Source organism: uncultured Barnesiella sp., from assembly GCF_946496565.1.
Classification (GTDB): domain Bacteria; phylum Bacteroidota; class Bacteroidia; order Bacteroidales; family Barnesiellaceae; genus Barnesiella; species Barnesiella merdigallinarum.
Genome location: NZ_CAMMHD010000019.1, coordinates 1 through 26259 on the forward strand (window position 1 = coordinate 1; position 26259 = coordinate 26259).

Consider the following 26259-nt stretch of genomic DNA (forward strand, 5'->3'; position numbering starts at 1 on the left):
GTTTCAAGGGATGATGGGTCATGGAGCGGGTTAAGCCTTTGAAGACTTTTCCGGTACCCCATTCGCCACACAACTCCAGTGCTTCCTGACTGATGGGAAGGGTGGCCTCGGTTTCTGTCTTTTCGGTGCAGATACGGATGTAGTAGCCTTGGTCCGGCCCAACTTCAAAGTCACGCCAATCCAGCTTCAGAATATCACTGATACGGAGGCCGGTCATGCAAGCGAATAGGGAGGCCTGTTTCAAGACTGGAATCTTGCATGGCGTAGCTGCCAGTTTCTTGACTTCATCAAGTGTCAGATACTCTTTTTTGACCTCTTTCCATTCAATCTTTTCCAAAAAGTCGTTCAAGTTCTCACGCAACATCTTTTCTTTATAGGCTATTTTCAATAGTGCTCGGAATGTAGAATAATAGCCGGCTGCCGAATTGCGTGAGATATAGGCATTGGGATGATTGATCTGTTTGCATTTGAGCAGGTAATCCCTGAACTTCTCGCACAGTTCCACGGTGACATCGCCAAAGGTGCATTTGCCACCGACAAATTTCTCGAAGTGGTTATAAACGCAATCCCATTTCTCATACTTTTCTCGTGCCTTTGTCCGGAAATAGGCGAGGAAATCTACCTTTTGCTTGTTCTTGTCCAGGAACCCGAATTCTTCATTGATAAGCGACTGGACACGGATACAGCGGATTGCCTCTGCCTTGTTCAGCATATCCTGATTGAACATTCTTTGTTGCTCGTTCTTGGGCTTGGCATAGATATAGATGCCGAGAAATTCCCGGCGACTCATCTTCATCGTATAAGGATTGCGAATGGCCGGATAATAATCCAGATAAAGAGATATGCGATCGTTACGCAATGGCTTTTGTCTCAAAGTTACGTTGGTGCATGTAAGTGTCATAGCTATATTGTTTTTTGATTAATACTTGTTTTTGTTGCAAATAAAATAGGTGTTCTAATGGTGGTATTTATCACCGGAAAATAACTTTCGGCTCATTCTATCTTTGGAGGCTCAAAGAACTTGTCCAGCTCTACCCGCAGGATCTTGGTATATTTACCGACCTTGATACGGGGGATATTATGGTATTTCACATAATGGTAGAGCTGGTCCCGTGTCAGATTGAATCGCTCCATCGCTTCGGCAATAGTGTAGTATTTTGGTTCTTCGGGAGCTATGAGACCTTTGGCAATGTCCACATGCTTCTTGGAGTAGTACACCATGATGCCGACTTTCTTTTTGGGAATGGCATTCTTTGATACAAAAGAATAAATTGCTGTTAGTGTCATGCCGAACTTCTCCTGCATGTCTTGCGTGCTGTACCATTCCTTGATTTCAGGATCGGGAGCTTTCTTTGCAAAGTAGTCATCAATATGCTTTTTGCTCCAATAGGTTTTCCCACGGTTAAATGTCCGGGGTATATTATGCTCTTTAGCTATATGAAATATCCAGGAATCTTTGACACCGAATTTCTCTTTAATCTCATTGGTGGTATAGAAGTCTGTGATAGGGATTGTATCTTTGGGCATTCGATATTGATAAGGCTTATTTTGAAGCATAGCATCAATATCAGTCCTCCTGATAAATGAAAGCCTACTGCTAATTTTAGACGCTTTAAGATGACCTGCCTTTACCATGGTATAGATAGCCTGGCGAGATAAACCTAACAGACGTCCTGTTTCTGAAAAGGAAAGATATTCCTTCTCCTTAATGTCTTCAATGATGCGTTCAGTTTTCTGAACTTGAGTTTGTGTCTCTGTTGTCTGCACTCGTTTTTTGCGTATGGCCCGTTTATAGGCAAAATTTGCACACCTGTGTGAACAGAACCTTGTAGAAACTTTCTGAGCCTTGAATTCTTTACCGCACCACTCACAAATCTTTTTAATTCTAAAGTTACTAGTTGCCATTTTTACTTAATATTTAGGGGTTAATTCTCCTTCATTTCTCCTGTTTTTTGTCAACCATCGTAAACTATTGTCAACCATAGTCAACATTCTCCACGACCTTGCCAACGATAATCCTCGGATTTCGTGGTGAGGTACACAGGAGGTACAAAAAATGGCGTAAAAAGGCTTAGCAACGATTATCAACGATACTTGAGCAACAAAAAAGGCGCCCATAAAGAGCGCCATACTAATCGATTGTAATCGATTTAACTATTTGATAATCAAATATTTATTTACCGATGCAGAATTTGGAGAAGATGGTACCGAGGATTTCGTCGGTCGAGATTTGGCCGGTGATTTCGCCCAGATAGTGCATGCATTCGCGGATGTCTTGGGCGAGGAAGTCGCCCGAGAGGCCGGTTTGCAGGCCGTCGAGGGTGCGCTGTATGGCGTCGTGGGCGTGCATGAGTGCCTCGTAGTGGCGGGCGTTGGTGACGATTACGTCGTTCTCGCCGGCCTGGGGCAGGTTGACGGTATCGACCAGCATAGACTCGAGGGCGTCGATGTTCTGGTTGTGCGACGCCGAGAGGAATATCATCGCGGTGTCGGTCATCTCGCGGGTGAGGCGCTCGTACAGTCGGGTGAGTTGCTGCCGGGTGGTGTCGTCGATTTTGTCGACTTTATTGAAGGCGATGATGAGGTGCTTGCCGCGGCAGCGAGGGAGTATCTTCCGGGAGAGCTCCTCGATCTCTTGCGGGGCGTGGGTGGCGTCGATGAGCCAGATGACGATGGTGGCCTGGTCGAGTTTCTGGAAGGTGCGCTCGATGCCCATGCTCTCGATGGTGTCGTGGGTCTCGCGGATGCCGGCGGTGTCGATGAAGCGGAAGGTGATGCCTTGCAGCACGACGGTGTCTTCGATGACGTCGCGGGTGGTGCCGTGGATGTCGGAGACGAGGGCGCGGTCTTCCTTGACGAGGCGGTTGAGCAGGGTCGATTTGCCGGCGTTGGTCTCGCCGATGATGGCGGTGGGGACACCGTTTTTGATGGCGTTGCCGAGGCTGAACGAGTCGGAGAGGCGCTTGATGACGCGCTCGATTTCGCGGGCCAGGTCGGTGAGTTTCTGGCGGTCGGCAAACTCTACCTCCTCTTCGCTGAAGTCGAGTTCGAGTTCGACGAGCGATACGAAGGTGAGCAGTTGCTCGCGCAAGCGGGCGAGCTCGCGGCTGAATCCGCCACGCATCTGCTGGATGGCCAGGCGGTGCGAGGCGGCCGAGGTGGAGGCGATGAGGTCGGCCACGGCTTCGGCTTGCGACAGGTCGAGCTTGCCGTTGGTGAAGGCGCGGCGGGTGAACTCGCCGGGAGTGGCCAGCCGGCAGCCCTGGCGCAGCAGCAGGGCCACGATTTGCTGTTGTATGTAGATGGAGCCGTGGCACGAGATTTCGACGGTATCTTCGCCGGTGAAGGAGTGGGGGGCGACGAAGAGGGTGGCGATGACGTCGTCGAGGGTGTGGCCCGCCTCGTCGGCGATGGTGCCGTAGTGGGCGGTATTGGGCCGGGCCTCGGCCAGCGGTTTGCCGGTGGGGGCGCGGAATATGCGGTCGGTGATGGCGACGGCCTCGGGGCCGCTCACGCGAACGACGGCGATGCCGCCTCGGCCGGGAGCGGTAGAGACGGCACAAATGGTATCTTGGGGCAGGGGGGTATTCAGTTCAGGTTCCATGTTTCGATCCATAACTTGCTTTCTATCGGGGTTTCTATGCTGTCGGGCAGATTGTAGAAGAAATCTATCCCGGTTAATTTTTCCACGCTGTTGATGGTCACGGCCAGGGCACGCATGCGGGGCTGTTCGTCGCTGTTGTCGAAGAGGAAGGCGATGCCTCGCGGCGGGTCGACATAGGGGGCGGCCACGACCTTGAAGTAGCGGTCGGGCACGGCTATGCGGTTGTGCCCGATGGTGCGTGGCGAGTCACTCACGATGGGTCCGCAGGCCACGAGCAGGGCACTGTCGCGCTGGGCCCATTCGCGCACGAGCTCTTCCAGCTCTTTCCAGCGGCCGCGGTTCAATCCTGGGGCCTGGGGGCAGATGTTCGAGAGCAGAAACGACTCGTCCATGGCCTGTTCGCTCCACTTCATGTCGCCGGCGGGCGCCATGTGGCCCCGGTCATATCCGCTGCGGGTGTAGTCGCGGGTGTCGGCCGGGGTACCCTTCACGTCGGGGTCGCTCACAAATCGGTCGCTGCGCGATACCTCGCCCTGCGTTTCGTTGCGCAGCAGTTCATAGCTCACCCAGTTGGGCAGCTTCCATTGCCGGTTGTACGAGGTGGTATATCCCGTGCGGTAGAGTATCTGCGAGGGGCGGCCGGCCGGGGTGCAGGCCAGTTCGGCCTTCTCGATGTGGGCCCGGTCTGAGCGGGTGACCTCCGAGATGACCGACGACGAGTCGGCGTGCTGGATGAGGTACCACAGACCGCCGGCAATGAGTAGCAGCAGTAGCAGCGACTTGAGGCTGCTCCCCTGGCTCGACGACGATTTTTTCCTCTTTTTTTTCTTTTTGGCCATATGCTCTACTTTTGAATGCGGTAGTGCAAATGTACGAAAAAAAATTTTTACCTTTGTTCGTCTGTTGGACGAATCCATCGGACCGTGAACCGGAAAGAAAAACCAATAAAAAACATATACGATGAATTTAGTAGATCGTTTTCTCCACTATGTAAGTTTCGATACCCAGTCGGACGAGCTTACCAATATGACTCCCAGTACGCCGGGGCAGATGGTCTTTGCCCAGGCTTTGGCCGAAGAGCTGAAGCAGATAGGCCTTACCGAGGTGACCCTCGACGATAACGGCTATCTGATGGCCACGTTGCCTGCCAACACCGACAAGAAGGTGCCGGTAATCGGCTTTATCGCCCACCTCGATACGAGCCCCGATATGTCGGGCCGCCACGTGTCGCCCCGCATTGTCAAGAACTACGGCGGTGCCGATATTGTGCTGTGTGCCGAGGAGGATGTGGTGCTGAAGCCGTCGGAGTTTCCCGAACTGCTGCACTACGTAGGGCAAGACCTGATTGTGACCGATGGCAAGACACTGCTCGGTGCCGACGACAAGGCCGGTGTGGCCGAGATTGTAACGGCCATGGAGTACCTGTTGGCCCACCCCGAAATCAAGCACGGCAAGATACGGGTGGCCTTCAACCCCGACGAGGAGATTGGCAAGGGGGCTCACAAGTTCGACGTGAAGGCTTTCGGTGCCGAATGGGCCTACACGATGGACGGTGGCGAGATTGGCGAGCTGGAGTATGAGAACTTCAACGCCGCCGTAGCCCGCGTTACCTTCAAGGGCCGCAACGTACACCCGGGCTATGCCAAGCACAAGATGATCAACTCGATACGTATCGCCAACCAGTATGCCATCATGCTGCCCCGCTGGGAGACGCCCGAGCATACCGAAGGCTACGAAGGGTTCTATCACCTCATTTCGTTCGAGGGCAATGTCGAGAAAACGGTGCTCACCTATATCATTCGCGACCACGACCGCGACCGCTTCGAGCGTCGCAAGAAGGAGCTTGAGCACCTCACCCGCAAAATCAACAACGAGTTCCCCGGTTGTGCCAGCATCGAAATCTCCGACCAATACTACAACATGCGCGAGAAGGTAGAGCCGGTGATGCACATTGTCGACCTCGTCTCCGATGCCATGCGTGCCGTCGATGTGGTGCCCATGGTGAAACCGGTGCGCGGCGGTACCGACGGTGCCCAGTTGTCGTTCAAGGGTCTGCCTTGCCCCAACATCTTCGCCGGCGGCCTCAACTTCCACGGACGCTACGAGTTCGTGCCCATCCAGTCGATGGAGAAAGCCACTGAGGTGATTGTACAAATCGCCCGCATGGCAGCCGAGAAGTAACAAACCGTTTTATCCCGACGAAGCAGCATGAGGTACCAGTGGTAGGCCCGGCTGTTTCGTCGGTCTTTTTATATCAATCCTTCATCTTATGGCAGGAACCCTCCTTGTACTTACCGGTCCCACGGGGGTGGGAAAGACCGAACTCAGCCTGCAGCTGGCCGAGCACTACGGTGCGCCTATCATCTCGGCCGACAGCCGGCAGTTCTACCGCGACATACCCATCGGCACGGCGGCTCCCACGGCCGAGCAGCTGGCCCGGGTCAAGCACTATTTCGTGGGGCAGCTGGCCTTGACCGACTATTACAGCGCCTCGTGCTACGAGGAGGAGGTGCTGCGCCTGCTCGACACGCTGTTTCAAGAGTACGCTTATGTGCTGCTCACCGGGGGCTCCATGATGTATATCGATGCCGTGTGCAAGGGAATAGACGAGATTCCTACCATAACCGACGAGGTGCGCCGCGAGGTGCTGGAGCACTACCACCGCGTGGGGCTCGAGGCTCTGTGCGAGGAGTTGCGCGAGCGCGACCCGGTCTACTACGGCGAGGTTGACTTGAAGAACCACAAGCGGGTGATTCATGCTATTGAGATTTGCCGCCAGACGGGCGGCCGATATAGCGACCTGCGCACCCGGCAGGTGAAGCAGCGCCCCTTCCGTATCGTGAAAATCGGACTTATCCGCCCGCGCGAAGAGCTGTTCGACCGCATTGCCCGCCGCACCGAACAGATGATGGCCGACGGCCTGCTCGACGAGGCCCGTCGGGTCTATCCCCTCCGTCACCTCAATTCGCTCAATACCGTGGGGTATAAGGAGCTGTTTGCCTGTTTCGACGGAACGATGACCCTCGACCAGGCCATCGAGAAGATTAAACGCAATACCCGGGTCTACTCCAAAAAGCAGGTGACCTGGTACAAGAAAGACCCCGACATGCACTGGTTCTCGCCCGACGACAAGGAGGCGATTATCGAGTATATCGACGGGTGTAAGTAGTTAAGATTTTTGGGGGATTGTTTGCTTTTCCTTACGTGTATATATCCCGTCCGGGATATTTCTGGATTCCGCGTCGCAGTGTGGAATGACCGGTTTGTCACACCGTACTTGATGCGGGGTCTATGGGCGTCGAATGTGCACTTCCCGCCCGTGTATTTGATCAGTCTCGTGTCTTTATAAAATATTCCTTTACTCCCCGATTGTAGCGCGAGAAGATTTCGCGAGCCTTCTGCAGGAAACCCTTCAGGTGGGGGCGTTGCGGGTGAGCCTGCACCTCCTGTTCTGCCGGAACGACCACGAAGGGGTCGGCCGCTGTGACAGGTCGGCGGGTATAGACCAGCGTATACTGGGCCGACTTCAGTACCACCCGGTTTATCGGGTCGCGGGCCACGGTCACTTTTACCAGGGCTCCGCCCACGGTGTCGCGCGTCTTCATGTTGGAGATGAAGTTGCCCAGCGAATAGACGACCAGCGCCTGTGGATTGCCCTGCTTGTCGCAGCGCAGCTCCATGGGTTGAATCACATGCGGGTGGGCCCCGATGACCAGTTGCACTCCCTCGTCGACCAGCAGGTCGGCCAGCTCCTTTTGTGTGGCATTGGGCAGCAGTTGGTATTCGTTGCCCCAGTGCAGGCAGGCCACAATCAGTTCGGCCTGGAGCTCCCGGGCCCGGTGGATGTCGCGCTTGATGCGTGCCCGGTCTATGTAGTTGACGATGAGGGGTGGGTTGGGGGTGAAGCCGTTGGTGCCGTAGGTGTAGTTGAGGAAGGCGATGCGTATGCCCTTGATGTTGGTGACAAAGGGGTGGAAACGCTCGAGCGAACGGTCGGACTCGTAGGTGCCTATGTGGTCGACGCCGAGGGAGTCGAGCCGTTGCAGCGTGCGCCGGGCTCCACGCGACTGGCGGTCGAGGCAGTGGTTGTTGGCGGTGAGGAAGAGGTCGAAACCCGCCTGTTGCAGGGCGGCGGGAAACTCGTCGGGGGCCGAGAAGCAGGGGTAGCCCGTGTAGGGGGTGCCTCCCGTGGGGGCTTCGAGATTGACCACGGCATAATCGGCCGCCGAAACCTCGGGGGTAATCAGCTCGAAACAGCCCGAGTAGTCATAACCTTCGCCGGTGCGGGCCGAGGCAATCTGGGCCTGGTGCTGCATGGCATCGCCCGCAAAAAGCAGGGAAACTTCGGTAGCGGGAACTACCGGAGTTTGCCCTAACAAAAGCGGTGCTAAAAAGGTGACAAGCCCTGTCATGGCCCAAAGGTCTTATTGGTAAATGGCTTTCTTGCCGGCCAGCAGGGTGTTGCGCATGAGCGATACGATGGTCATGGGCCCTACGCCGCCGGGGACGGGGGTGATGTAGGAGCAGAGTGGTGCAACCTCGCTGAACTTCACGTCGCCGGTGAGCTTGAAGCCCGACTTTTTCGTAGCGTCGGGTACGCGGGTGGTCCCTACGTCGATGATGACGGCACCCTCTTTCACCATATCGGCCGTGACAAACTCGGGCGAACCGAGGGCGGCGATGATGATGTCGGCCGTGCGGCATATCTCCTTGATATTGGGGGTGGCGCTGTGGCATACGGTTACGGTGGCGTTGCCCGGGTAGGTCTTCTGCATCATCAGGGTAGCCACGGGTTTACCCACGATGTTGCTGCGGCCCAGCACCACGCAGTGTTTGCCCTTGGTCTCGATGTTGTAGCGGGCCAGCAGCTCCATGATTCCGGCCGGGGTAGCCGATACGAAGCAGGGCAGGCCGATAGACATGCGGCCCACGTTTACGGGGTGGAAGCCGTCTACATCCTTGCGGTAGTCGATGGCCTCGATTACCTTCTGTTCCGAGATGTGTTTGGGCAGAGGCAGTTGCACGATGAACCCGTCGATGTCGGGGTCGTTGTTCAGTTCGTCGACCTTGCGCAGCAGCTCCTCTTCGGTCACGTCGCTCTCGTAGCGGACGAGTGTCGATTTGAATCCGCACTGTTCGCAGGCTTTTACCTTGTGGGCTACATAGGTTTCACTACCGCCGTCGTGTCCTACCAGGACGGCTGCCAAGTGGGGACGTTTGCCGCCGGCATTGCAGATGTCGGCAACCTCCTGGGCGATTTCTTGTTTGATGCGGTCGGCCACCGCTTTTCCGTCGATTAGTTGCATAAGCATTAGAGATTATATAAAAAACTGCCGGACACACTCTCTATTTGCCTAGGGGGCAATCGGTCGTTGTAGTGAGAGTATATCCGGCAGTTTCATGGTTGATAATGTATGTTTTCTTATTTCCGTCTGAATCCTTTCATCATGGCGCCCTTGTTCTGGGTAACCATTCGCATCATCTTGCGCGTCTGGTCAAACTGCTTGATGAGTCGGTTCACCTCCTGGATGGAGGTGCCGCTACCGGCGGCGATGCGCTGGCGGCGGCTGCCGTTGAGCAGCTCGGGGTTGCTGCGCTCTTTGGGGGTCATTGAGTAGATGATGGCTTCGATGCTCTTGAAGGCGTTGTCGTCGATGTCCATATCCTTGATGGCTTTGCCCACACCCGGAATCATCGAGGCCAGGTCTTTGAGGTTACCCATCTTCTTGATTTGCTGTATCTGGCTGAGGAAGTCGTTGAAGTCGAACTGGTTCTTGGCAATCTTCTTTTGCAGCCGTTTGGCCTCCTCTTCGTCGTATTGCTCCTGAGCCCGCTCAACCAGCGAAACGATATCGCCCATGCCCAGGATACGGTCGGCCATACGGGCGGGGTGGAAGTAGTCGATGGCTTCGAGCTTCTCGCCGGTACCGATAAACTTGATGGGCTTGTCGACTACCGTGCGGATAGAGAGGGCGGCACCACCGCGGGTATCGCCGTCGAGTTTGGTCAGAACCACGCCGTTGAAGTCGAGGCGGTCGTTGAACTCCTTGGCGGTGTTGACGGCATCCTGACCGGTCATGGCATCGACCACGAACAGAATTTCGGTGGGGTTTATCTTCTTCTTGATGGCCTCGATTTCGTTCATCATCTGCTCGTCGATGGCCAACCGGCCGGCGGTATCGACGATGACCAGGTCGAAGTGGTTTTCTTTGGCATATTTCACGGCATTGGCGGCGATGCTCACGGCATCCTTGCTGTCGGGCTCGGTATAGACCGGTACGTCAATCTGCTCGCCCAGCACCTTCAACTGCTCGATAGCGGCGGGACGGTACACGTCGCAAGCCACAAGCAAGGGGCGTTTGGCCTTTTTCGATTTCAGCATCTTGGCCAGCTTGCCCGAGAAGGTGGTCTTACCCGAACCTTGCAAACCCGACATGAGGATAATCGACGGATTTTGCGACAGGTTGAGGTCGGCCGTTTCGCCTCCCATCAGGGCAGCCAGTTCGTCGTGTACGATCTTCACCATCAACTGCCCCGGCTTTACGGCGGTGAGTACATCCTGTCCCAGCGCCTTCGCCTTTACGGTATCGGTGAATTGCTTGGCCACTTTGTAGTTGACATCGGCATCGAGCAGCGCACGGCGCACATCTTTCAGCGTCTCGGCCACGTTGATTTCGGTGATTTTGCCTTCACCTTTCAATATTTTAAAAGACCGTTCCAGTCTTTCACTCAGGTTTTCGAACATAGTTTTTCAAACAAAAATTTTTACACTGATGGATAAATCGGTGCAAAATTACTCAAAATCGGCGGAATATGCGAATAAAAACCGAAGAATAACATACGTTTCTCTTCGACCCGTTGCGAAAGTCGCGCGAGGCATGCAATTATTTTGTATGACAGGCTCGAAAATTAGAAAAAATTTGCTATTATTGTCAATGATTTACAGCTCTTCCGATCCTTCTGCATGGAACACTTGCCGGTAGTTGGGGTGGGAAAGGCCGACAGAACTTTGATTTTAATCGATTGTATCATGAAAAAATTCTTCACATTTCTCCTTGTTGTCGTGTTGGTATTGCTGTGTCTTCGGATTGCCGGTGTGTGGAAGAGCGAACCCGACGACAAGAATAAGAATAAGGCTTTGGAGCCGGTCGAGGTCGATACTACGGCCGACTCGGTTGCCATGGAACAAAGTACGCACTTGAAATTCAAGGGAGTACCTATCGACGGGTCTCTGGCGCAATTCCTCTCGCGCATGCAGAGCAAAGGCTTCGAAGTGACTTCGGAGCGACAAGACGAGATTCATCGTCTCGAGGGAGACTTTGCCGGGTTCAAGCAGTGCGAGGTCTATGTCTCCACGCTCGACAATCAGGACCTGGTCTCCCGGATAACCGTCTGTTTCCCCATTCAGGACCAGTGGAAAAATCTGTATGGCGACTACAAGACTTTGAAGGAGATGCTGATCGAGAAGTATGGCCGGCCCGTGTCGTGTGTCGAGCGGTTTACCGATTATTTGGGGAATACTGGCGACGAGACCTACTTCATGCATTCGGTTAGTAACGGTGGCTGCAAGTATGTCACCCGGTTTTCAACGGACGAGGGTGACATCACTCTCAGTATAGAACAGCGAGAGAGGCTCTACTGCTTTGCGCAACTGGTCTATCAGGATAAGGAGAATAGCCAGGCTGTGCGAAAGTCGGCCATCGACGATTTGTAGAAATAAAGAGCCGGAGCCACCTGTTGGGGCGGCTCCGGCTGTATTTGTTTGTTCCCTTATATCTTCTTGTTTCTCCAGTTTGCCTTCTTGAAGAAGAGAGCCGAAAGCATCAGTTTGAATCCCCAGTAGATATACTCGACGGTCCAGCAGAACGAGATGTCTACGCGATTGCGTACGATAATCACATAGATGGCCAGGGTGTAGAAGACGATGGTCACCATCTCGATGAGGAAGGCGGTGCGGGTATCGCCCGTGCCCGATACGGCCTGGAACAGCACATTGCCCGGCAGAGCCAGCAGGTAGTAGGACGACATGACGTAGACCGAAGCCGTGCAGTCGGCAATGAGTGCGCTGTCGTTGGTGTAGATGAGCAGTATCCATTGGGGAGCGATGCAAAGCAGGGCGATGAGGGGCAGCACGATGGCGTAGCACATCTTGATGATGCGCTTGACGATAGGTATCACATCGTCGGTACGGTGAGCGCCCATGGCGTTGCTCACGAGGGTGCAGGCGGTCGCGCCGAAGGCATTGACAGGCATGAACAGCAGGGTAGAGGTGCTGCGTATGATGTTCGAGATGGCCAGGGGCAGTTCTCCCAGATGCTCCACGGCTACGAAGAAGAGAAACCAGGTGCCGATGGTGAGGAAGTAGAGAATCATGCTCCATACCGACACGTTGAGTATCTCGCGGATGAGTGCGAAGCCCTGGAATCCGAACCGCGAGAGCTGGTATTTCTCCCGGTCGATGCAGAAGAAGGTGTAGAGTACGAAGTGCAGTGCTGCCGAGGCTTCGGCCAGTACCGACCCCAGGGCGGCACCGGCGATGCCCATCTGAGGAGCCCCGAAGTTACCGAACACAAAGATGTAGTTGAACACGACGTTGGCCACGGTCATGATGATGGCGTTGACCATGAGCACGCGGGTGCGGGTGATGGCCACGAAGAAGGCGCGGAACATGACCCCTATCGAGGTGAATATCAGCCCGAAGATTCGGTACTCCATGTAATCTTCGCCGGCCTTGCATACGGCGGGCGATGAGATGAGCAGGTCGAGCAGTCGCGGTGTCCACACCAGCGAGGCCCCCACGAGCAGTATCGAGAAGAAGACCAGAAAGAGGGTGCCCTGTCCCATGATGGGGCCCAGTGCCTGATATTTCCCCTCGCCGTTGCGTCGGGCCATGAGTATCTGGGCCCCGGTGCTGAAGCCGAAGGTGACCATGTAGAAGGCCAGATAGAGCACACCGGCCAGAGCCGAGGCTCCCAGCTCGACCTGTCCCACGCGCCCCATGAAAGCGGTGTCGGTGATGTTGATGAGGTTCTGAACAAATAGACTGACTAAGATGGGGAGTGCGATGCTCCAGATATCTTTGCGGCTGTACATACGATAAGGCAGGTCGTTTGGTTGGTATTGGTCGGGTTATATAGCGAAAATGCCCACTCGACGAATCGGGCAGGCATTCGCAAGCAGGTTATTCGGTTATATCAGTTTGTTGGTAGCGGTGTCGGGGAATACGACGGCCGGCGTGAACTCGCGGGCCTCCTCGGGAGTCATCAGTGCATAGGCCATGATGATGATGATGTCGCCGGGTTGCACCTTGCGGGCTGCGGCGCCATTGAGGCACACGACTCCCGAACCTCGTTCGCCCTTGATGACATAGGTTTCAAACCGTTCGCCGTTGTTATTGTTTACAATCGAGACCTTTTCGTTGGCGATAATGTTTGCTGCATCCATCAAATCCTCGTCGATGGTGATGCTGCCGATGTAATTCAAATCGGCCTGAGTGACGGTTACTCTGTGAATTTTTGATTTTACAACCTCTATAAACATGATTCTGTCGTGTTATGGTTGGGGACGTCGATATGCGATGTTGTCAATCAGTCTCACCTCGCCGTTGTATACGGTAATGCAACCCACGATATAGTCCGAGTCGTTCCAGTCGGCAATGGGTTGTAGCGTGTTTCCGTCGACAATCTCGTAGTATTCTACGCGCATCTCGGGCACGGCGTTGAGGGTGGCCACCACGTTATCGATAGTCTCTTTCACCGAATGATCGGCTGCAAAGGTACGACTTTTAAATAAAGTCTCGGCTATTTTGGGGGCATTTCTTCGTTGCGACTCGGTGAGTCGGGTGTTGCGGCTGCTCAAAGCCAGGCCGTCGGCCTCGCGCACGATGGGCACGGCCACGATGTTGAAGGTGTATCCCAACTGGGCTGCCATGGCCCGGATGACGGCAATCTGCTGGAAGTCTTTTTCTCCGAAATAGGCATTGTCGGGGCGCACGATGTCAAAAAGTTTGCTCACGATTTGGGCCACGCCGTTGAAGTGTCCCGGACGATATTTGCCCTCCATCACCTCGGCTACGGGACCCAGGTTGAATACACGGGTATCTTCGGTCGGGTACATCTCCTCGACCGAGGGGGCGAAGGCATAGGTGCAGCCTACCGACTCGAGCAACTGACAATCCTTGTCGAGCGTGCGGGGGTAGAGCCGCAAATCGTTTTTATCGTTGAATTGGGTAGGGTTGACAAATATACTCACCACCGTCACGTCGTTGTTGGCGACGCTGGTCTTTACCAGTTGCAAATGTCCGTTGTGCAAGGCGCCCATTGTCGGTACAAGTCCTATCGTTTTACCGGCATTCCTGTCCGAATCGAGCTGTTGGCGCAATTCGGCGATTGTTGTGAATACTTTCATAATTGAACTTTGGTTAAAAAATCGTGCAAAAGAAGCAAATAAAACCCAATTGACGAAATCAAAGAGAGCTTTTTTATGGATTGTGGCCTTAAATATTTTGGGTTGAGGGGAAAATATGAGAAGTCTGACGATTTTTTGTTGTTAATACTTCTAATATTTCGTGGTTCCCGCCGTTTTTTTTATTATCTTTGCAAAACTAATCGAGTTTAAAGAGGTAGAATGAAAGAAGCCAAAGTTCTATTTATTGCCCAGGAGATCACTCCTTATTTGCCGGAATCGGAGATTGCCCATGTATGTCGCCATTTGCCGCAAGGTATTCAGGATAGAGGGCACGAGATTCGTACGTTTATGCCTAAGTACGGGTCTATTAACGAGCGTCGTAATCAGTTGCACGAGGTCATTCGGTTGTCGGGTATGAACTTGATCATCGACGACACCGATCACCCCCTTATCATCAAGGTAGCTTCTATTCAATCGGCTCGTATGCAGGTCTATTTTATCGACAACGACGACTATTTTCAGCGTAGTGCCGACGGGGTGGCCGAAGAGGCCATGCGCCCCGATAACGACGAGCGCAGCATCTTCTTTGTGCGTGGCGTGATGGAGACGGTGAAGAAGTTGCGGTGGACCCCCGACATTATCCACTGTCACGGTTGGATTACGGCCTTGGCTCCGTTGTACATCAAGAAGAGTTATGCCGAGGATCCCTCGTTCCGTGATGCCAAGGTGATTTACTCGTTGTACGACAATGATTTTAAAGTTCCGTTCGATCCTCGATTTGCCGAAAAATTGAAACTCGAGGGTATTCAGGATAGCGATCTCCCCTTCGCCGTAGGCGATTCGGTAGACCCGGTTACGCTCAACAAGCTGGCCGTGCAGTATTGCGATGGTGTCATTCAGGCCAGCCAGCACATCGACTCTCAAGTTACCGATTACGTTCAGCAACTGAATATCCCCTTCTTGGGATATCAGGACCCCGAAAATTATATTGATGCCTATAACGACTTTTACAGTAAAATTGTAGGGAACGAATAACGTCAGTTACTAAATAGAAATGAAAGTTTTTAAATTTTTGCCGGTTGCTCTTGTCTTTGCTTTAGGCATCGGCATCTCTTCCTGTGGCGACGAAAACAGCATGATAGGCTCGTCGATAGTCGATACGGATCTCGAAATCGTGGTGGATTCCTCTTTCCAAAAGATGGTAACAGCCGAGTCTATTCCCAACGATAGTGTGGTGGGGCGCACGATAACCCAGTTGATCGGGCGCATTTCGATACCCGGATACGGAAAGTTGGAGACCGATTTCCTCACGCAGTTTATGTCGGCCTCTACTTTCGATACGGTAGGTGTCGATCGTCTCGACTCGCTGGTTCTTTACTTGAGCTACAACACCGAGTCGTTTACAGGCGATTCGCTGGCGCCCATGCAGTTGAGTGTCTATCCGCTCGAGAAACAGCTCAAATCGCCGGTATACAGCAGTGTCGATCCGGCCGAATATTACAATGCACAGAGCGCTCCCATCGCTTTGAAGAGTTACAACGCTTCGTTCCTGGGCTTGCCCGATTCGCTGGTCGAGTTGGGTTACAAGACCATACGGGTGAAGTTGCCCGATGCCATGGCCGAGCAGCTCTTCGAGAAGTACAAAACCGATCCGCTCGTATTCTCTTCGCCCAGCCGGTTTACCCAATATTTCCCCGGTTTCTATGTGAAGACCTCGTACGGCAGCGGTTGCGTAGTGAATGTGCAAAACTCGGTGATGAACCTGCACTACACCAAAACCACGGTCATTAACGATAAAGACTCTACCTACGCTTCGACCCAGACCCTTATGGCTGTAACGCCCGAAATTAGCACAGGCAACCATATCCGGTTAGAGATAGACCCTACATTGCAGAGCAATATAGATGCCGGTCGGGTCTATTTGCAGGCTCCGGCGGGCTTGAACGTACTGTTGCATTTCCCCACACGCGAGATTGTCCGCTCGTTCGAAGAGTCGGTAGGGGCTGGCGGTTCTACCATACAGGGCCTCATCAACTCGCTCATCTTGGAAGTCCCGTTGAAAGAGTTGCCCAAGAGCAATTACAAACTCGAGCCGCCGCAATTCCTGCTCTTCGTGCGGAAGAGCGAGCTCCAGAGCTTCTTCGAGAAGAAAGAGCTGGCCGACAACGTACGCTCGTTCTATGCCGAATACAACAGCGATACCCGCAAGTATAGCTTTACCGGGCTGCGTACCTTCCTGAACGATGTTATCGAGAAGAAGCGCCAGGGTACCGAAATTACCGATGCCGACGAGGAGATTGTGCTCGTACCCGTATCGGTATACAGCGAGACCGTATCGTCGGGTAGCAGCTATTACTACTACTCGTACAACGAGCAAGAGGTGGTGACCGACATAGTTCCCTACATCTCGGCTCCGGCTCTGGCCGAAATCGACATGGACCATATCCGATTGCAGTTGACTTACAGCCGGCAGAAAACCAAATAGCCGGTCGATGATATACGCACAACAGGAGGCGGGGCGATGCAGTTCGTTCCGCCTCTTTGTTTTCAGCAAGGGGTATTGGCTGTGTAAGTAGCTTAGAGTAAGCCGATTAGCTCTCTTTGATAAGAGGGTGGACCAGCCGATTCGGAAACCGTCGGGCGAGTCGGGCGAAAAAAATATGTGGTTGCAGCGAAAAAAATAGGCCAAAGAGTTTGTCGGTATTCTCAAAAGTATTACCTTTGCACCGCAATCGCCACAATAGCTCAGTCGGTAGAGCATTTCATTCGTAACGAAAAGGTCCCGGGTTCGAGTCCCGGTCGTGGCTCAGCAAAGAGGTTCAAGAAACTTGAACCTCTTTTTTTATGCCTCTTACCCTTCAGGTCCGGCCGGGTCGATTGGCAGGGAATCGCCTGCGAGATTCGGGAAAAGGCTGTTCGCCGGGCTTGCTGCCCCTCTGTGACTTTATCGGCCAGGCCGCTTTACGGTTATCTACCGATACTCGGTCAAATCTCTTTTTACACATCCGGTACCTCTTTCTCTTCGCTTTCAGTCATAGGCCGAGTTTTTTTCAACAAAGATCAGTCGAGTCGCCTATATTTCATCTATCTTTACAGAACAATAGAGTGCTATGGATATTTCGCATATACGACTTCTTAATCAACAATTGGCGAGTTCGCGGTTTTCCTCCGTCCCCGATTTGGTTTCGTGGATGGGTATGGTGCAGGCTCAAGAGTGTAGGATGTTGCGCTGGGCAGTAGGTATGAGGCTGAAGAAGCCTTCGATGAAGGCCTTCCGGGAAGCGTATGATGCGGGCAGCATTGTACGTTCGCATCTGTTTCGGTGTACCTGGCAACTGGTAGCGGCCAAGGACTATCGGTGGATGCTCTCGTTGTGTGCCGATAAGAACCGGACTGCTATTCGGGGATATTTGTTGTATTGCGGACGAAGGATTGAAGAGTGGGAGTATGAACGTGCCAATGACCTTATTCGCCGGTCGCTTGAGGGGAAGGGGTCGGTGCCGAAGGATGCACTCTTGCAAAGCCTCGAGGAGCAGGGCCTGGTCGATAATGCCCACGTGATGTCAATCTATCTGCGTAGAGCCGAGGCCGACGGTATTATTTGCAACGGCTTGTTGGACGATAGGCAGAATACCTATGCGCTGGTCGATGACCGAATACCTCAAGCCCCGGACATGTTGCGGGAAGAGGCTCTCGCTTTGTTGGCCCGGAAGTATTTCCTGAGTCACGCCCCGGCCACTCTCGAGGATTTTGTGTGGTGGTCGAATTTGAACGTGGGCGAGTGTCGGGCAGCCATCGAGTCGATCCGCAGCGAGTTGATTACCGAGCCGTATGCCGGGGAGACTTATTTTATACATCGCGATTGCCGGATGAGGGGATACCGCCGGCAGGTGATTCTGCTGCCCTCGTACGACGAATATCTCATTGGCTATAAAAGTCGGCACCATGCTTTTGAAGAGGAGTTCCGCCACCGGATACATAATCGTAACGGCTTGTTCTATCCGGTGATTCTTGATGACGGGCAGGTGGTGGGAAACTGGCACCCCACGTGGGAGCCCTCTTTCTTCAGGGACGAGATGCAGCCCGATGTGGCCGACGCCTTTCTACGCTATCGGCAATTCTGGAATAGCGATAGATGAAGGTGAGAGTCTTCTTTCTATTATTAGCTTTTTAGTTTGTTCAATCACCCCCCCCGATGTAGCTACCCAGTCATCCCTGCCTTGATGTGGAATCCAAAAACTACCTGCTTCGGTCATACCGCATACCCTCGGTAACCACATACTGTACCTTTTTATAATCACCTTTTTTAGTTTGCTCAATCGCATCCGATGCAGCCACCCAGTCATCCCGCACCTCGATGCGGGATCCAGGAATACCCGCTGTTTATACCAAAGGGAAAACGCCGGCAGTATCGTCCGGGTCGGTAGGGACGCCCAGATTGTGCGTCTTACTAGTAATCTTTACCCGCAAGGTCTATGTTTGTGTTTCCCCTTTTCTTTTCCTGCAAAAGAAAAGTGAAAGCCCAAAGAAAGCTCCCGGCTGATGTCCGAAAGCTGAAAAATGTCTGCGAGAGCCGGGGGAAAAGAACTCGCCGGGCTCGCTCCGCATCCGTTCAGAAGGCTATACCGCTCCGGGCTCCTCGACCGATTCACCCCGGCTCAAACATCTTTTCCCCTCATTCGGCCCTCTCCGGTATTTTTCTTTCCGCTTTCTCCCATAGGCCGGATGGCCTCGCGCTTCGGTCATGCCGCGCTTTGATGCGGCATCCAGGGATACCGACAAGTTTACCCGTAAGATTCACTTTCCTGGACCCCGCATCGAGGTGCGGGGTGACACGAAATGTTCATTCTTCTCAGCAGCGAGAAGAACGAACCAAGAAGCGCCGCCGCTGTTATCGGGCCGAGGCGGTCGCGGTCGGCGCCATCGTCGGGGGCTGCGGAACTCGCTGCGCTCAGACAGTCCTCGCCCTCTATCCTTCTCAGGCTTGCCCGCTCCCTGCCCGATAAAGGCGGGGTTTTGCGGCTCTTCTATCTTTTCCCCTCATTCGGCCCTCTCCGGTATTTTTCTTTCCGCTTTCTCCCATAGGCCGGATGGCTTCGCGTTTCGGTCATGCCGCACTTTGATGCGGTCACCAAGTCATCCCGCACCCCGATGCGGGATCCATAAATACCCGCCTTTGTCATTCCGTCCTCCAATGCAGCACCAAGTCATACCGCGCTCCGACGCGGTATCCAGGAATATCCGAAAGAGTGGCCCCGTTTCCATCCCTCTTATGTCATGAACTGGACCCCGCATCGCTGTGCGGGGTGACACGGTGCGTATTGAGTGCGGGGTGACACGGTGCGCATCACGTGCGAGGTGACTTGGTGTATATCACTGTGTGGGACAACAGAGGTGGGTATTGTTGTGCGGGGTAATAGGGGGAGTATGGTTGGTTGTATAGGGTAATGTCTTGTTGGGGTTAGCTCCACTTTTCCCGATGGAGGTGATACGATTGGTTTTATTTCGTGTATCTTTACAGAAAATAAGAGCTATGAATATCTCGCATATACGACTTCTTAACCAGCAATTGGTAAGTTCCCGATTTACCGATGTACACGACTTGGTTGCGTGGATGGGTATGGTGCAGGCGCAGGAGTATAAGATGATGCGCTGGGCGGTGGGCATGAGGCTGCGCGAGCCTTCGATGCGTGCTTTTCGGGAGGCGTATGATGCGGGCCGGATTGTGCGCACTCACCTGTTTCGGTGTACCTGGCAACTGGTGGCGGCCGAGGATTTGGGCTGGATGTTGCCTTTGTGTGCCGAGAGGAACAAGGTGTCGATTCAGGGTTACTTGGCTTATCACGGAAGGCGGATTGAAGAGCGAGAGTATGAACGTGCCAACAGGCTTATTTGTGATGCACTGGCTGGGGAGAAATCGGTGCGGAAGGATATTCTTTTGGCTCGGTTGGCCGAGTGCGGTCTTGAAGATGATGCTCACACGATGTCGATTTATCTGCGCAGAGCCGAGGCGGATGGCATTATTTGCAGCGGAGAGCTGGATAGTCGACAGAACACGTATGCCTTGGTCGAGGAGCGGATACCCCGACTTCGTGAGCTACGGCGTGACGAAGCGATTGCCGAGTTGGCCCGCAGGTATTTCCGAAGTCATTCGCCTGCTACACTCGAGGATTTTGTATGGTGGTCCAATCTGGGCGTGGGCGAGTGTCGGGCAGCCATCAAGTCGATTTGCAGCGAGTTGATTTCCGAGTCGTATGCCGGGGAGACTTATTTTATACATCGCGATTGCCGGGTGAGGGGATACCGTCGGCAGACGATTCTGTTGCCGTCGTATGATGAATATCTGATTGGTTACAAAAGTCGGCACCATGCTTTTGAAGAGGAGTTCCGCCATCGGATACATAGTAGTAACGGCTTGTTCTATCCGGTGATTCTTCACGATGGGCAGGTGGTGGGTAACTGGCACCCCACGAGGGAGCCCTCTTTCTTCAGGGACGAGATGCAGCCCGATGTGGCCGATGCCTTTCTACGCTATCGGCAATTCTGGGATAGCGATAGATAAGGCTGTATTTAATAAGTCAAAGATAGTGCAAGGAGAGGGCAAAACAAACAAGTTTACTTGTGTTTTTTGCTGAGCCGCAGCCTATCTTCTTGAAAGATATAAATTTGAAAGCGAATTACAACGCCGCGAAAATTTGTGTGATGGGCTTGCGAATGCCGAAAATTTTCACTATTTTCGAAGAAAAGGAGGGAATATGTCTATATTGATTGCCTTTGGATTTGTGCTTTTGTTCGTGATAATTATGGTCCTTGGAGCACTCACGGCGGTTAGCGTTGTATTCTGGTACATATATTGGATTGTGGTGGCAGCTTTCGTGATAACGGCGATAGTTGCTCTTTGTACCCGTTTCATTCGTTTTATCAAAAGGAAATATCGTCACTCGTAAGTCGATTATCGGAATAGCCTTCTTGTCGGAGCCTTGGGGAATCCTCCCCTCGAGGCTCTTTTTGTGTCTTTTATTGGGTCGCCTAGAGTGCCCATATTCGTGAAAAATATGAACGAATATGAGCAACTACGGAACATCTGCCTCTATCGTCTTGGAGGTAAATGACAAGAATGCAGAGGAGCGGTTGAAGGCTCTCCGGCAACGGGCCGAGGACCTCGAGAATGCCCTGGCCAAGGCCCGCAACAGTGGCGACAAAATAGAGATGAACAAGCTCCAGAAGGAGTTGAAGAAGGCAAACACCGAAATTAGAGGATGCCGCCGCCGAAGATGAGCCGCAGCAGGCCTACGATGATGGAGACGATGCAGAGGGTCTTGCCGGTGTCGGACTTGAGGATGGCACAGATAATGAGGAAGATAATGGATACGGGTATGGTAATCCAGTTGAGTATCCCCAGCAGGGGGATGAAGGCGACCAGGGTGATGAGCAGGGCTATGATGCCTAAGAATGTTCCCATTGTAAAAGTTGGTTTTTAAGGTGTAACAAATCGAGGGGCGCAAGGGTTGACCCGTGTGGGGTCAATCCATGCGGCTCTTGTAGTCGTTGTAGTCGTATTCGCGCCACATCTCTACGGTGCCGTCGCTCCTGAGGCAGGCGATAGAGGGGTGGGGTATGCCGTTGAACATGGTGGTTTTGACGGTGGTGTAGTGTATCATGTCTTCGAAGATGATGCGCTCGCCCACGGTGAGCTCGTGGTCGAAGTACCAGTCGCCCATGTAGTCGCCGCTCAGGCACGAGTTGCCGCCCATGCGGTAGGCGTGCAGGCCGGGGGCCGGAGTGGTGACGGCGCCGCGGATGGCGGGCTGGTAGGGCATCTCGAGACAGTCGGGCATGTGGCAGGCAAAGGATACGTCGAGTATGGCGGTGTGTATGCCGTGGTTCTCGACGATGTCGACCACGGTCGATACCAGCGGGCCCGTCTGCCAGCCGAATGCGCTGCCGGGCTCGAGTATGATCTCGAGGTTGGGGTGGCGTTGCTTGAAGTCGCGCAGGAGTCGTACCAGGTGGTCGGTGTCGTAGCCCTGGCGGGTCATCAGGTGGCCGCCGCCCATGTTGAGCCATTTGACTTGCGGCAGCAGGTGGCCGAATCGCTCTTCGACCCGCACGAGGGTCTTCTCGAGGTCGTAGGAGGTCGACTCGCACAGCGTGTGGAAGTGCAGCCCCTCGACGCCTTGCGGCAGGTGCGCCAGCTTGTCGGCCGTGATGCCCAGCCGCGAACCGGGGGCACAGGGGTTGTAGAGGTCGGTCTCGACCTCGGAGTATTCGGGGTTGATGCGCAGTCCGCACGACACGCGGTTGCCGTCGGCCACGACCTGGGGGTAGAAGTGCTCGAATTGGCTCAGCGAGTTGAAGGTGATGTGGCTGCTGTAGCGCAGGATGGCGGGGAAATCGCGCTCGGTATAGGCCGGCGAATAGGTGTGGGCGGGGCTGCCCATCTCTTCGAAGGCGAGCCGGGCCTCGTGTATGGAGCTGGCGGTGGAGCAGGGGATGTATTCCCGGATGATGGGGAACGACTTCCACAGGGCGTAGGCCTTGAATGCCAGTATGATGTTGACCCCGGCGGCCTCCTTGACCGAGCGGATGAGTTGCAGGTTGCGGCGCAGGCGTGCCTCCTCGAGCACGTAGCAGGGCGATGGTATTTGCGATAGCATGTCGTTGTGCATGGCGGGTATCGGTTTGAGTGGTTTATGGTTTTATAAAATGGTGAATTTGGCAAATTTGAGCAGCAGTTGTTTGCGGCCTACGTTGTCAAACTCGACGGTAATCTTGCTGTTGTCGCCCGTGCCTTCGATGGCCGACACGGTGCCGTTGCCGAACCGGGCGTGGCAGATGCGGCTGCCTACAGCAACGGTGCCGGCTGCCGTCGTGGTAGAGGCTTGCGATGCCGACGGGGTTGTACCCAAGGGTCGTGACTCGATGCGGGTGAGCCGCTTGGCCGGGGCCGGAGCCGTGAAGGGGCGGGGTGCCGGGGTGCGGTTGTCTTCGTTGTCGTCGCGGCGGAAGGGTTTGCGTCCCCATTCGCCATCGAACGAGCTGCGCCACGGGGCTTTCTCCTCGCGAGGCTCTTCGAGCCGCTCCTGGGCAGGCAGGTCGACATATCGGGGGTCGAGCTCCTTGATGAATCGGCTGGGGGGCGACGATACCGTCTGGCCGTTGCGGTAGCGGGTGAGGGCGTAGGTGAGGGTGCAGTTCTCTTCGGCCCGGGTGATGGCCACGTAGAGCAACCGGCGTTCCTCCTCGATTTCGCGCTCGCTGCCCTGACACATGGACGAGGGGAAGAGGTTCTCTTCGACCCCTACGATGAATACCTGCTTGAACTCCAGTCCCTTCGAGGCGTGTACGGTCATCAGCGTCACCTTGTCCTGCTCGGCTTCGTCGCCGTTGTCCTGGTCGGAAGCCAGCGATATTTCGGCCAGGAAGTCCGAGAGGGTGGTCTCCGTTTCGCCCGCCTCCTGCCGCAGGGTGCAGAACTCCATGACACCGTTGAGCAGCTCTTCGATATTCTCCTGCCGGCTGATGTTTTCGGGGGTACGTTCGGCGGTGATGTCGCGCAGAATGCCCGATTGCTGGACGATGGTCTCGGCCAGCTCGGCCGTGTTCTGGCGGGTGGCCGCCTGGCGGAAGCTCTCGATGAGATCTTTGAAGCCCTTCAGTTTGTTCAGCGTTCCATTGTTGACCTCGAGGTGGTGGTTCAGCGGGTCGGAAATCACGCTCCACAGGCTGTCGCCGCTCTCATGTGCCCGGTCTATGAGCTTGGCAAGCGTGGTGTTGCCGATGCCTCGGGCGGGGTAGTTGATGACCCGCTTGAGGGCCTCCTCGTCGTTGGGGTTTATGGTGAGGCGGAAGTAGGCGATGGCATCCTTGATTTCCTTGCGCTGGTAGAACGAGGTGCCCCCGTAGATACGGTAGGGGATGTTGCGCTTGCGCAGCGCCTCCTCCAGCGTACGCGACTGGGCATTGGTGCGGTAGAGTATGGCAAAGTCGTTGTAGTGGCAGTGGGTGGTGAGGCGCAGTTCGGCGATGCGGTTCGAGACGATGAACCCCTCCTCGAAATCGGAGTAGGCACTGATTACCTTCACCTTGTTGCCCACCTCCTTTTGCGAGAATACCTGCTTGGGTATCTGCTCCTTGTTCTTGGCAATGAGGCTGTTGGCCGTGTTCACGATGTTCTGGGTAGAGCGGTAGTTGCGTTCGAGCTTGAATATCTTCAGGCCCGGGTACTCCTTGCTCAGCCCCAGAATGTTGTGGATGTTAGCCCCCCGGAAGGAGTAGATGCTCTGGGCATCGTCGCCCACCACGCAGATGCGGTTGTGCCCTTTACTCAACTGACTCACGATGAGGTGCTGGGCAAAGTTGGTATCCTGGTACTCGTCGACCAGAATGTAGGCGAAGAGGTCGCGGTAGTGCTGCAGCACGTCGGGATGGTCGCGGAACAGGATATTGGTGTTGAGCAGCAGGTCGTCGAAGTCCATCGCCCCCGATACAAAGCAGCGGTGGCGGTAGATACGGTAAATCTCGCAGATGAGCGGCCGCTTCGAGCGGGTATCCATCTCGATGAGTTCGCGGTTCTTGGCATAGACTTGCGGCTCGATAAGGGCATTTTTGGCATTCGAGATAATCGATTGCACGGTCGACGGTTTATAGACCTTGTCGTCGAGCTGCATTTCGCGGATAATGCTCTTGATGAGCGAGAGTGAGTCGGCGGCATCGTAGATGGTGAAGTCGTGGCGATAGCCCAGCCGGTCGGCATTGGCCCGCAGGATGCGCGAGAAGATCGAGTGGAACGTGCCGGCCCACAACCGCGAGGCCGTGGCCATACCCACCACCGAAGCGATGCGCTCTTTCATCTCGTTGGCCGCCTTGTTGGTAAAGGTGAGCGCCAGCAGACGATAGGGGGGATACCCCATCTGCAGGAGGTGAGCTATTTTGTAGGTAAGCACCCGAGTCTTTCCCGACCCGGCACCGGCAATCACCAGTTCGGGTCCCTCGGTATAGAGTACGGCTTCGCGTTGCTGCTCGTTGAGTTCGTTCAAAAAATCTTCTTCCACTTGTCCCTTGTTATAAATGCAAATGCAAAGATACAAATTTGGGAGCGAATCGCAATCATTACGGAGCGGTCGTCGCAGTCTCTTTGTCAAGTTATAAAGATGTGCATGGCGGTGGATAGAAATATACTTTTCAAATGAAGATTGTGCCTGGTAGAAGTCATACCGCACTCCGATGCGGTATCCAGTTTTTTACAAGCTGAACTATCGTTCCAAAATATTATTCTGCTTTCACCCGTTGGCGGAATTAAATTAGCGCATATTTAACTCTACCAATGGGTCTCTCATTTTTATAGTTAATATATTGCAGGATTGTAAGTGCGCTAATCTTCCCGACAATCCGGGCAAACAATCCGTCTGTATCTTTCGCATAATTCCTTATAATCATAAACTGGTCACACAATTGCGAGAATAGAGTCTCGATTCTTTTTCTCGCTTTGGCAAAAGCTGGAAATGTAGGTTTCCATTCTTTCTGGTTAGTTCTGTATGGTACTTCCAGTCTGATATTGGCAGTTTCAAACAGATCCAATTGTACCTGAGCACTTATATATCCTCTGTCCCCTATGACAGTACAATTACTATAGTCCACTTTTACATCCTTCAGGTAATGAATGTCATGTACACTTGCCTTTGTGAGGTCAAAGGAATGGATGACTCCACTTAATCCACAGACTGCATGGAGTTTATATCCGTAATAATACACTCTTTGTGATGCACAGTATCCGATTGACGGTGCTTTCTCAAAATTCTTCTTTCCCATACAACAACGCCTGAAACGGGAAAAACGACATACTTCTATCGGTTTAGAGTCAATGCAGAAACAATCTTCTCCTCCATCAATTTCCGCTGCCATTCTTTCCCGGATTGTATTGCATAGGGAGGAAGTGATTTTACGTCTGTCATTGTATTGTCTGCGTGATATAAGATTGGGAATTTCAATCTTATATTCCTGTAGCTTTGCAAACAACAATGGCTTACTGTCAATACCAACAGTTTCTGATGTCATATTCAATGCCATTATTTCAAGGTCTGAGAATCCAGGGACTACTCCTTTTCTAGGCACATTCCCTGATTCATTGACAAAATTTCCAGCTACTTGCTTGCATATGTTCAGAAATTTTGCGAATATTGCATATAGTTTGTGTGTATGATATTTGCCCATTAAAAGTATACATAACTTTTTATACATAAATCTTT

General features: G+C 53.6%; 22 protein-coding genes and 1 tRNA gene. 9 read left to right on the plus strand and 14 right to left on the minus strand.

The window, feature by feature from the left end; all coding sequences use genetic code 11:
* The 4 genes from Q1K76_RS10040 to Q1K76_RS10055 all read right to left on the minus strand — a co-directional run.
* A partial coding sequence (locus Q1K76_RS10040; protein ID WP_300133029.1) for a site-specific integrase occupies window positions 1-901 on the minus strand: 901 nt, incomplete at its 3' end.
* A 92-nt stretch (window positions 902-993) separates the two neighbouring features.
* Complete coding sequence (locus tag Q1K76_RS10045; RefSeq protein WP_117701813.1) at window positions 994-1905, minus strand: helix-turn-helix domain-containing protein; 912 nt, start codon at window positions 1903-1905, stop codon at window positions 994-996.
* A 268-nt stretch (window positions 1906-2173) separates the two neighbouring features.
* Window positions 2174-3580 carry a tRNA uridine-5-carboxymethylaminomethyl(34) synthesis GTPase MnmE gene (mnmE, locus tag Q1K76_RS10050; RefSeq protein WP_300133131.1) on the minus strand — a complete coding sequence of 469 codons (1407 nt, stop codon included), beginning with the start codon at window positions 3578-3580 and terminating at the stop codon, window positions 2174-2176.
* Between the two features lie 8 nt (window positions 3581-3588).
* Complete coding sequence (locus tag Q1K76_RS10055; RefSeq protein WP_300133034.1) at window positions 3589-4443, minus strand: DNA/RNA non-specific endonuclease; 855 nt, start codon at window positions 4441-4443, stop codon at window positions 3589-3591.
* Between the two features lie 121 nt (window positions 4444-4564).
* Here Q1K76_RS10055 and pepT point away from each other — a divergent pair, with 121 nt between their 5' ends.
* Both pepT and miaA read left to right on the plus strand, forming a co-directional pair.
* Window positions 4565-5785 (plus strand): peptidase T, encoded by a 1221-nt coding sequence (pepT, locus tag Q1K76_RS10060; protein ID WP_087409621.1) that lies wholly within the window; start codon window positions 4565-4567, stop codon window positions 5783-5785.
* A gap of 88 nt (window positions 5786-5873) precedes the next feature.
* Complete coding sequence (gene miaA, locus Q1K76_RS10065) at window positions 5874-6773, plus strand: tRNA (adenosine(37)-N6)-dimethylallyltransferase MiaA (RefSeq protein ID WP_289541300.1); 900 nt, start codon at window positions 5874-5876, stop codon at window positions 6771-6773.
* A 160-nt stretch (window positions 6774-6933) separates the two neighbouring features.
* On the opposite strand, the gene Q1K76_RS10070 is transcribed toward miaA, so the two are convergent.
* From Q1K76_RS10070 to ffh, 3 genes are all read right to left on the minus strand, one after another.
* On the minus strand, window positions 6934-8016 hold the full coding sequence (locus Q1K76_RS10070; protein WP_300133036.1) for a CapA family protein: 1083 nt from the start codon (window positions 8014-8016) through the stop codon (window positions 6934-6936).
* 12 nt (window positions 8017-8028) lie between these two features.
* Window positions 8029-8910 carry a bifunctional methylenetetrahydrofolate dehydrogenase/methenyltetrahydrofolate cyclohydrolase FolD gene (gene folD, locus Q1K76_RS10075; RefSeq protein WP_258327762.1) on the minus strand — a complete coding sequence of 294 codons (882 nt, stop codon included), beginning with the start codon at window positions 8908-8910 and terminating at the stop codon, window positions 8029-8031.
* 116 nt (window positions 8911-9026) lie between these two features.
* Complete coding sequence (gene ffh, locus Q1K76_RS10080) at window positions 9027-10349, minus strand: signal recognition particle protein (protein WP_087409618.1); 1323 nt, start codon at window positions 10347-10349, stop codon at window positions 9027-9029.
* Window positions 10350-10634: 285 nt separating this feature from the next.
* On the opposite strand from ffh, the gene Q1K76_RS10085 reads away from it, so the two are divergent.
* Window positions 10635-11318 carry a hypothetical protein gene (locus Q1K76_RS10085; RefSeq protein WP_300133041.1) on the plus strand — a complete coding sequence of 228 codons (684 nt, stop codon included), beginning with the start codon at window positions 10635-10637 and terminating at the stop codon, window positions 11316-11318.
* Between the two features lie 56 nt (window positions 11319-11374).
* Here Q1K76_RS10085 and Q1K76_RS10090 read toward each other — a convergent pair whose 3' ends face one another.
* The 3 genes from Q1K76_RS10090 to panC form a co-directional block, all read right to left on the minus strand.
* Window positions 11375-12697, minus strand: a complete 1323-nt coding sequence (locus tag Q1K76_RS10090) for an MATE family efflux transporter (RefSeq protein ID WP_300133044.1) — start codon at window positions 12695-12697, stop codon at window positions 11375-11377.
* Window positions 12698-12793: 96 nt separating this feature from the next.
* Window positions 12794-13144 carry an aspartate 1-decarboxylase gene (gene panD, locus Q1K76_RS10095; protein WP_300133047.1) on the minus strand — a complete coding sequence of 117 codons (351 nt, stop codon included), beginning with the start codon at window positions 13142-13144 and terminating at the stop codon, window positions 12794-12796.
* Window positions 13145-13156: 12 nt separating this feature from the next.
* On the minus strand, window positions 13157-14011 hold the full coding sequence (panC, locus tag Q1K76_RS10100; protein WP_300133050.1) for a pantoate--beta-alanine ligase: 855 nt from the start codon (window positions 14009-14011) through the stop codon (window positions 13157-13159).
* 219 nt (window positions 14012-14230) lie between these two features.
* Between panC and Q1K76_RS10105 the strand changes: the two genes are divergently transcribed.
* From Q1K76_RS10105 to Q1K76_RS10130, 6 genes are all read left to right on the plus strand, one after another.
* Window positions 14231-15046, plus strand: a complete 816-nt coding sequence (locus Q1K76_RS10105) for a glycogen/starch synthase (RefSeq protein WP_300133052.1) — start codon at window positions 14231-14233, stop codon at window positions 15044-15046.
* A 19-nt stretch (window positions 15047-15065) separates the two neighbouring features.
* A complete protein-coding gene (locus tag Q1K76_RS10110; protein WP_258327750.1) occupies window positions 15066-16496 on the plus strand; it encodes a DUF4270 domain-containing protein in 1431 nt (476 codons plus the stop codon).
* 249 nt (window positions 16497-16745) lie between these two features.
* Window positions 16746-16818, plus strand: a tRNA-Thr gene (locus Q1K76_RS10115).
* A 303-nt stretch (window positions 16819-17121) separates the two neighbouring features.
* Window positions 17122-18150: a winged helix DNA-binding domain-containing protein gene (locus Q1K76_RS10120; RefSeq protein WP_300133054.1), complete on the plus strand. Its 1029-nt coding sequence runs from the start codon at window positions 17122-17124 to the stop codon at window positions 18148-18150.
* Between the two features lie 1394 nt (window positions 18151-19544).
* Entirely contained in the window at window positions 19545-20573 is a 1029-nt protein-coding gene (locus Q1K76_RS10125) for a winged helix DNA-binding domain-containing protein (protein ID WP_300133057.1), read from the plus strand.
* A 503-nt stretch (window positions 20574-21076) separates the two neighbouring features.
* Entirely contained in the window at window positions 21077-21289 is a 213-nt protein-coding gene (locus Q1K76_RS10130; protein WP_300133060.1) for a hypothetical protein, read from the plus strand.
* Here Q1K76_RS10130 and Q1K76_RS10135 read toward each other — a convergent pair.
* The 4 genes from Q1K76_RS10135 to Q1K76_RS10150 form a co-directional block, all read right to left on the minus strand.
* Window positions 21264-21473, minus strand: coding sequence for a hypothetical protein (locus tag Q1K76_RS10135; RefSeq protein ID WP_087409709.1), 210 nt, complete (start codon window positions 21471-21473; stop codon window positions 21264-21266). The two genes, Q1K76_RS10130 and Q1K76_RS10135, sit on opposite strands and share 26 nt — an antisense overlap.
* 61 nt (window positions 21474-21534) lie before the next feature.
* Complete coding sequence (gene nspC / locus Q1K76_RS10140) at window positions 21535-22668, minus strand: carboxynorspermidine decarboxylase (RefSeq protein WP_300133133.1); 1134 nt, start codon at window positions 22666-22668, stop codon at window positions 21535-21537.
* A gap of 42 nt (window positions 22669-22710) precedes the next feature.
* Window positions 22711-25065 (minus strand): ATP-dependent helicase, encoded by a 2355-nt coding sequence (locus tag Q1K76_RS10145; protein WP_300133063.1) that lies wholly within the window; start codon window positions 25063-25065, stop codon window positions 22711-22713.
* A 244-nt stretch (window positions 25066-25309) separates the two neighbouring features.
* Window positions 25310-26251, minus strand: a complete 942-nt coding sequence (locus tag Q1K76_RS10150) for an IS982 family transposase (protein WP_258327747.1) — start codon at window positions 26249-26251, stop codon at window positions 25310-25312.
* Window positions 26252-26259 lie beyond the last annotated feature (8 nt).

Bases quoted from the DNA above. Each gene is read 5' to 3' on its own strand.
- Q1K76_RS10045 (WP_117701813.1), bottom strand. From the start codon at position 1,905: ATGGCAACTAGTAACTTTAGAATTAAAAAGATTTGTGAGTGGTGCGGT.
- Q1K76_RS10055 (WP_300133034.1), bottom strand. From the start codon at position 4,443: ATGGCCAAAAAGAAAAAAAAGAGGAAAAAATCGTCGTCGAGCCAGGGG.
- pepT (WP_087409621.1), top strand. From the start codon at position 4,565: ATGAATTTAGTAGATCGTTTTCTCCACTATGTAAGTTTCGATACCCAG.
- miaA (WP_289541300.1), top strand. From the start codon at position 5,874: ATGGCAGGAACCCTCCTTGTACTTACCGGTCCCACGGGGGTGGGAAAG.
- Q1K76_RS10070 (WP_300133036.1), bottom strand. From the start codon at position 8,016: ATGACAGGGCTTGTCACCTTTTTAGCACCGCTTTTGTTAGGGCAAACT.
- folD (WP_258327762.1), bottom strand. From the start codon at position 8,910: ATGCAACTAATCGACGGAAAAGCGGTGGCCGACCGCATCAAACAAGAA.
- ffh (WP_087409618.1), bottom strand. From the start codon at position 10,349: ATGTTCGAAAACCTGAGTGAAAGACTGGAACGGTCTTTTAAAATATTG.
- Q1K76_RS10085 (WP_300133041.1), top strand. From the start codon at position 10,635: ATGAAAAAATTCTTCACATTTCTCCTTGTTGTCGTGTTGGTATTGCTG.
- Q1K76_RS10090 (WP_300133044.1), bottom strand. From the start codon at position 12,697: ATGTACAGCCGCAAAGATATCTGGAGCATCGCACTCCCCATCTTAGTC.
- panD (WP_300133047.1), bottom strand. From the start codon at position 13,144: ATGTTTATAGAGGTTGTAAAATCAAAAATTCACAGAGTAACCGTCACT.
- panC (WP_300133050.1), bottom strand. From the start codon at position 14,011: ATGAAAGTATTCACAACAATCGCCGAATTGCGCCAACAGCTCGATTCG.
- Q1K76_RS10105 (WP_300133052.1), top strand. From the start codon at position 14,231: ATGAAAGAAGCCAAAGTTCTATTTATTGCCCAGGAGATCACTCCTTAT.
- Q1K76_RS10110 (WP_258327750.1), top strand. From the start codon at position 15,066: ATGAAAGTTTTTAAATTTTTGCCGGTTGCTCTTGTCTTTGCTTTAGGC.
- Q1K76_RS10120 (WP_300133054.1), top strand. From the start codon at position 17,122: ATGGATATTTCGCATATACGACTTCTTAATCAACAATTGGCGAGTTCG.
- Q1K76_RS10125 (WP_300133057.1), top strand. From the start codon at position 19,545: ATGAATATCTCGCATATACGACTTCTTAACCAGCAATTGGTAAGTTCC.
- Q1K76_RS10130 (WP_300133060.1), top strand. From the start codon at position 21,077: ATGAGCAACTACGGAACATCTGCCTCTATCGTCTTGGAGGTAAATGAC.
- Q1K76_RS10135 (WP_087409709.1), bottom strand. From the start codon at position 21,473: ATGGGAACATTCTTAGGCATCATAGCCCTGCTCATCACCCTGGTCGCC.
- nspC (WP_300133133.1), bottom strand. From the start codon at position 22,668: ATGCTATCGCAAATACCATCGCCCTGCTACGTGCTCGAGGAGGCACGC.
- Q1K76_RS10150 (WP_258327747.1), bottom strand. From the start codon at position 26,251: ATGTATAAAAAGTTATGTATACTTTTAATGGGCAAATATCATACACAC.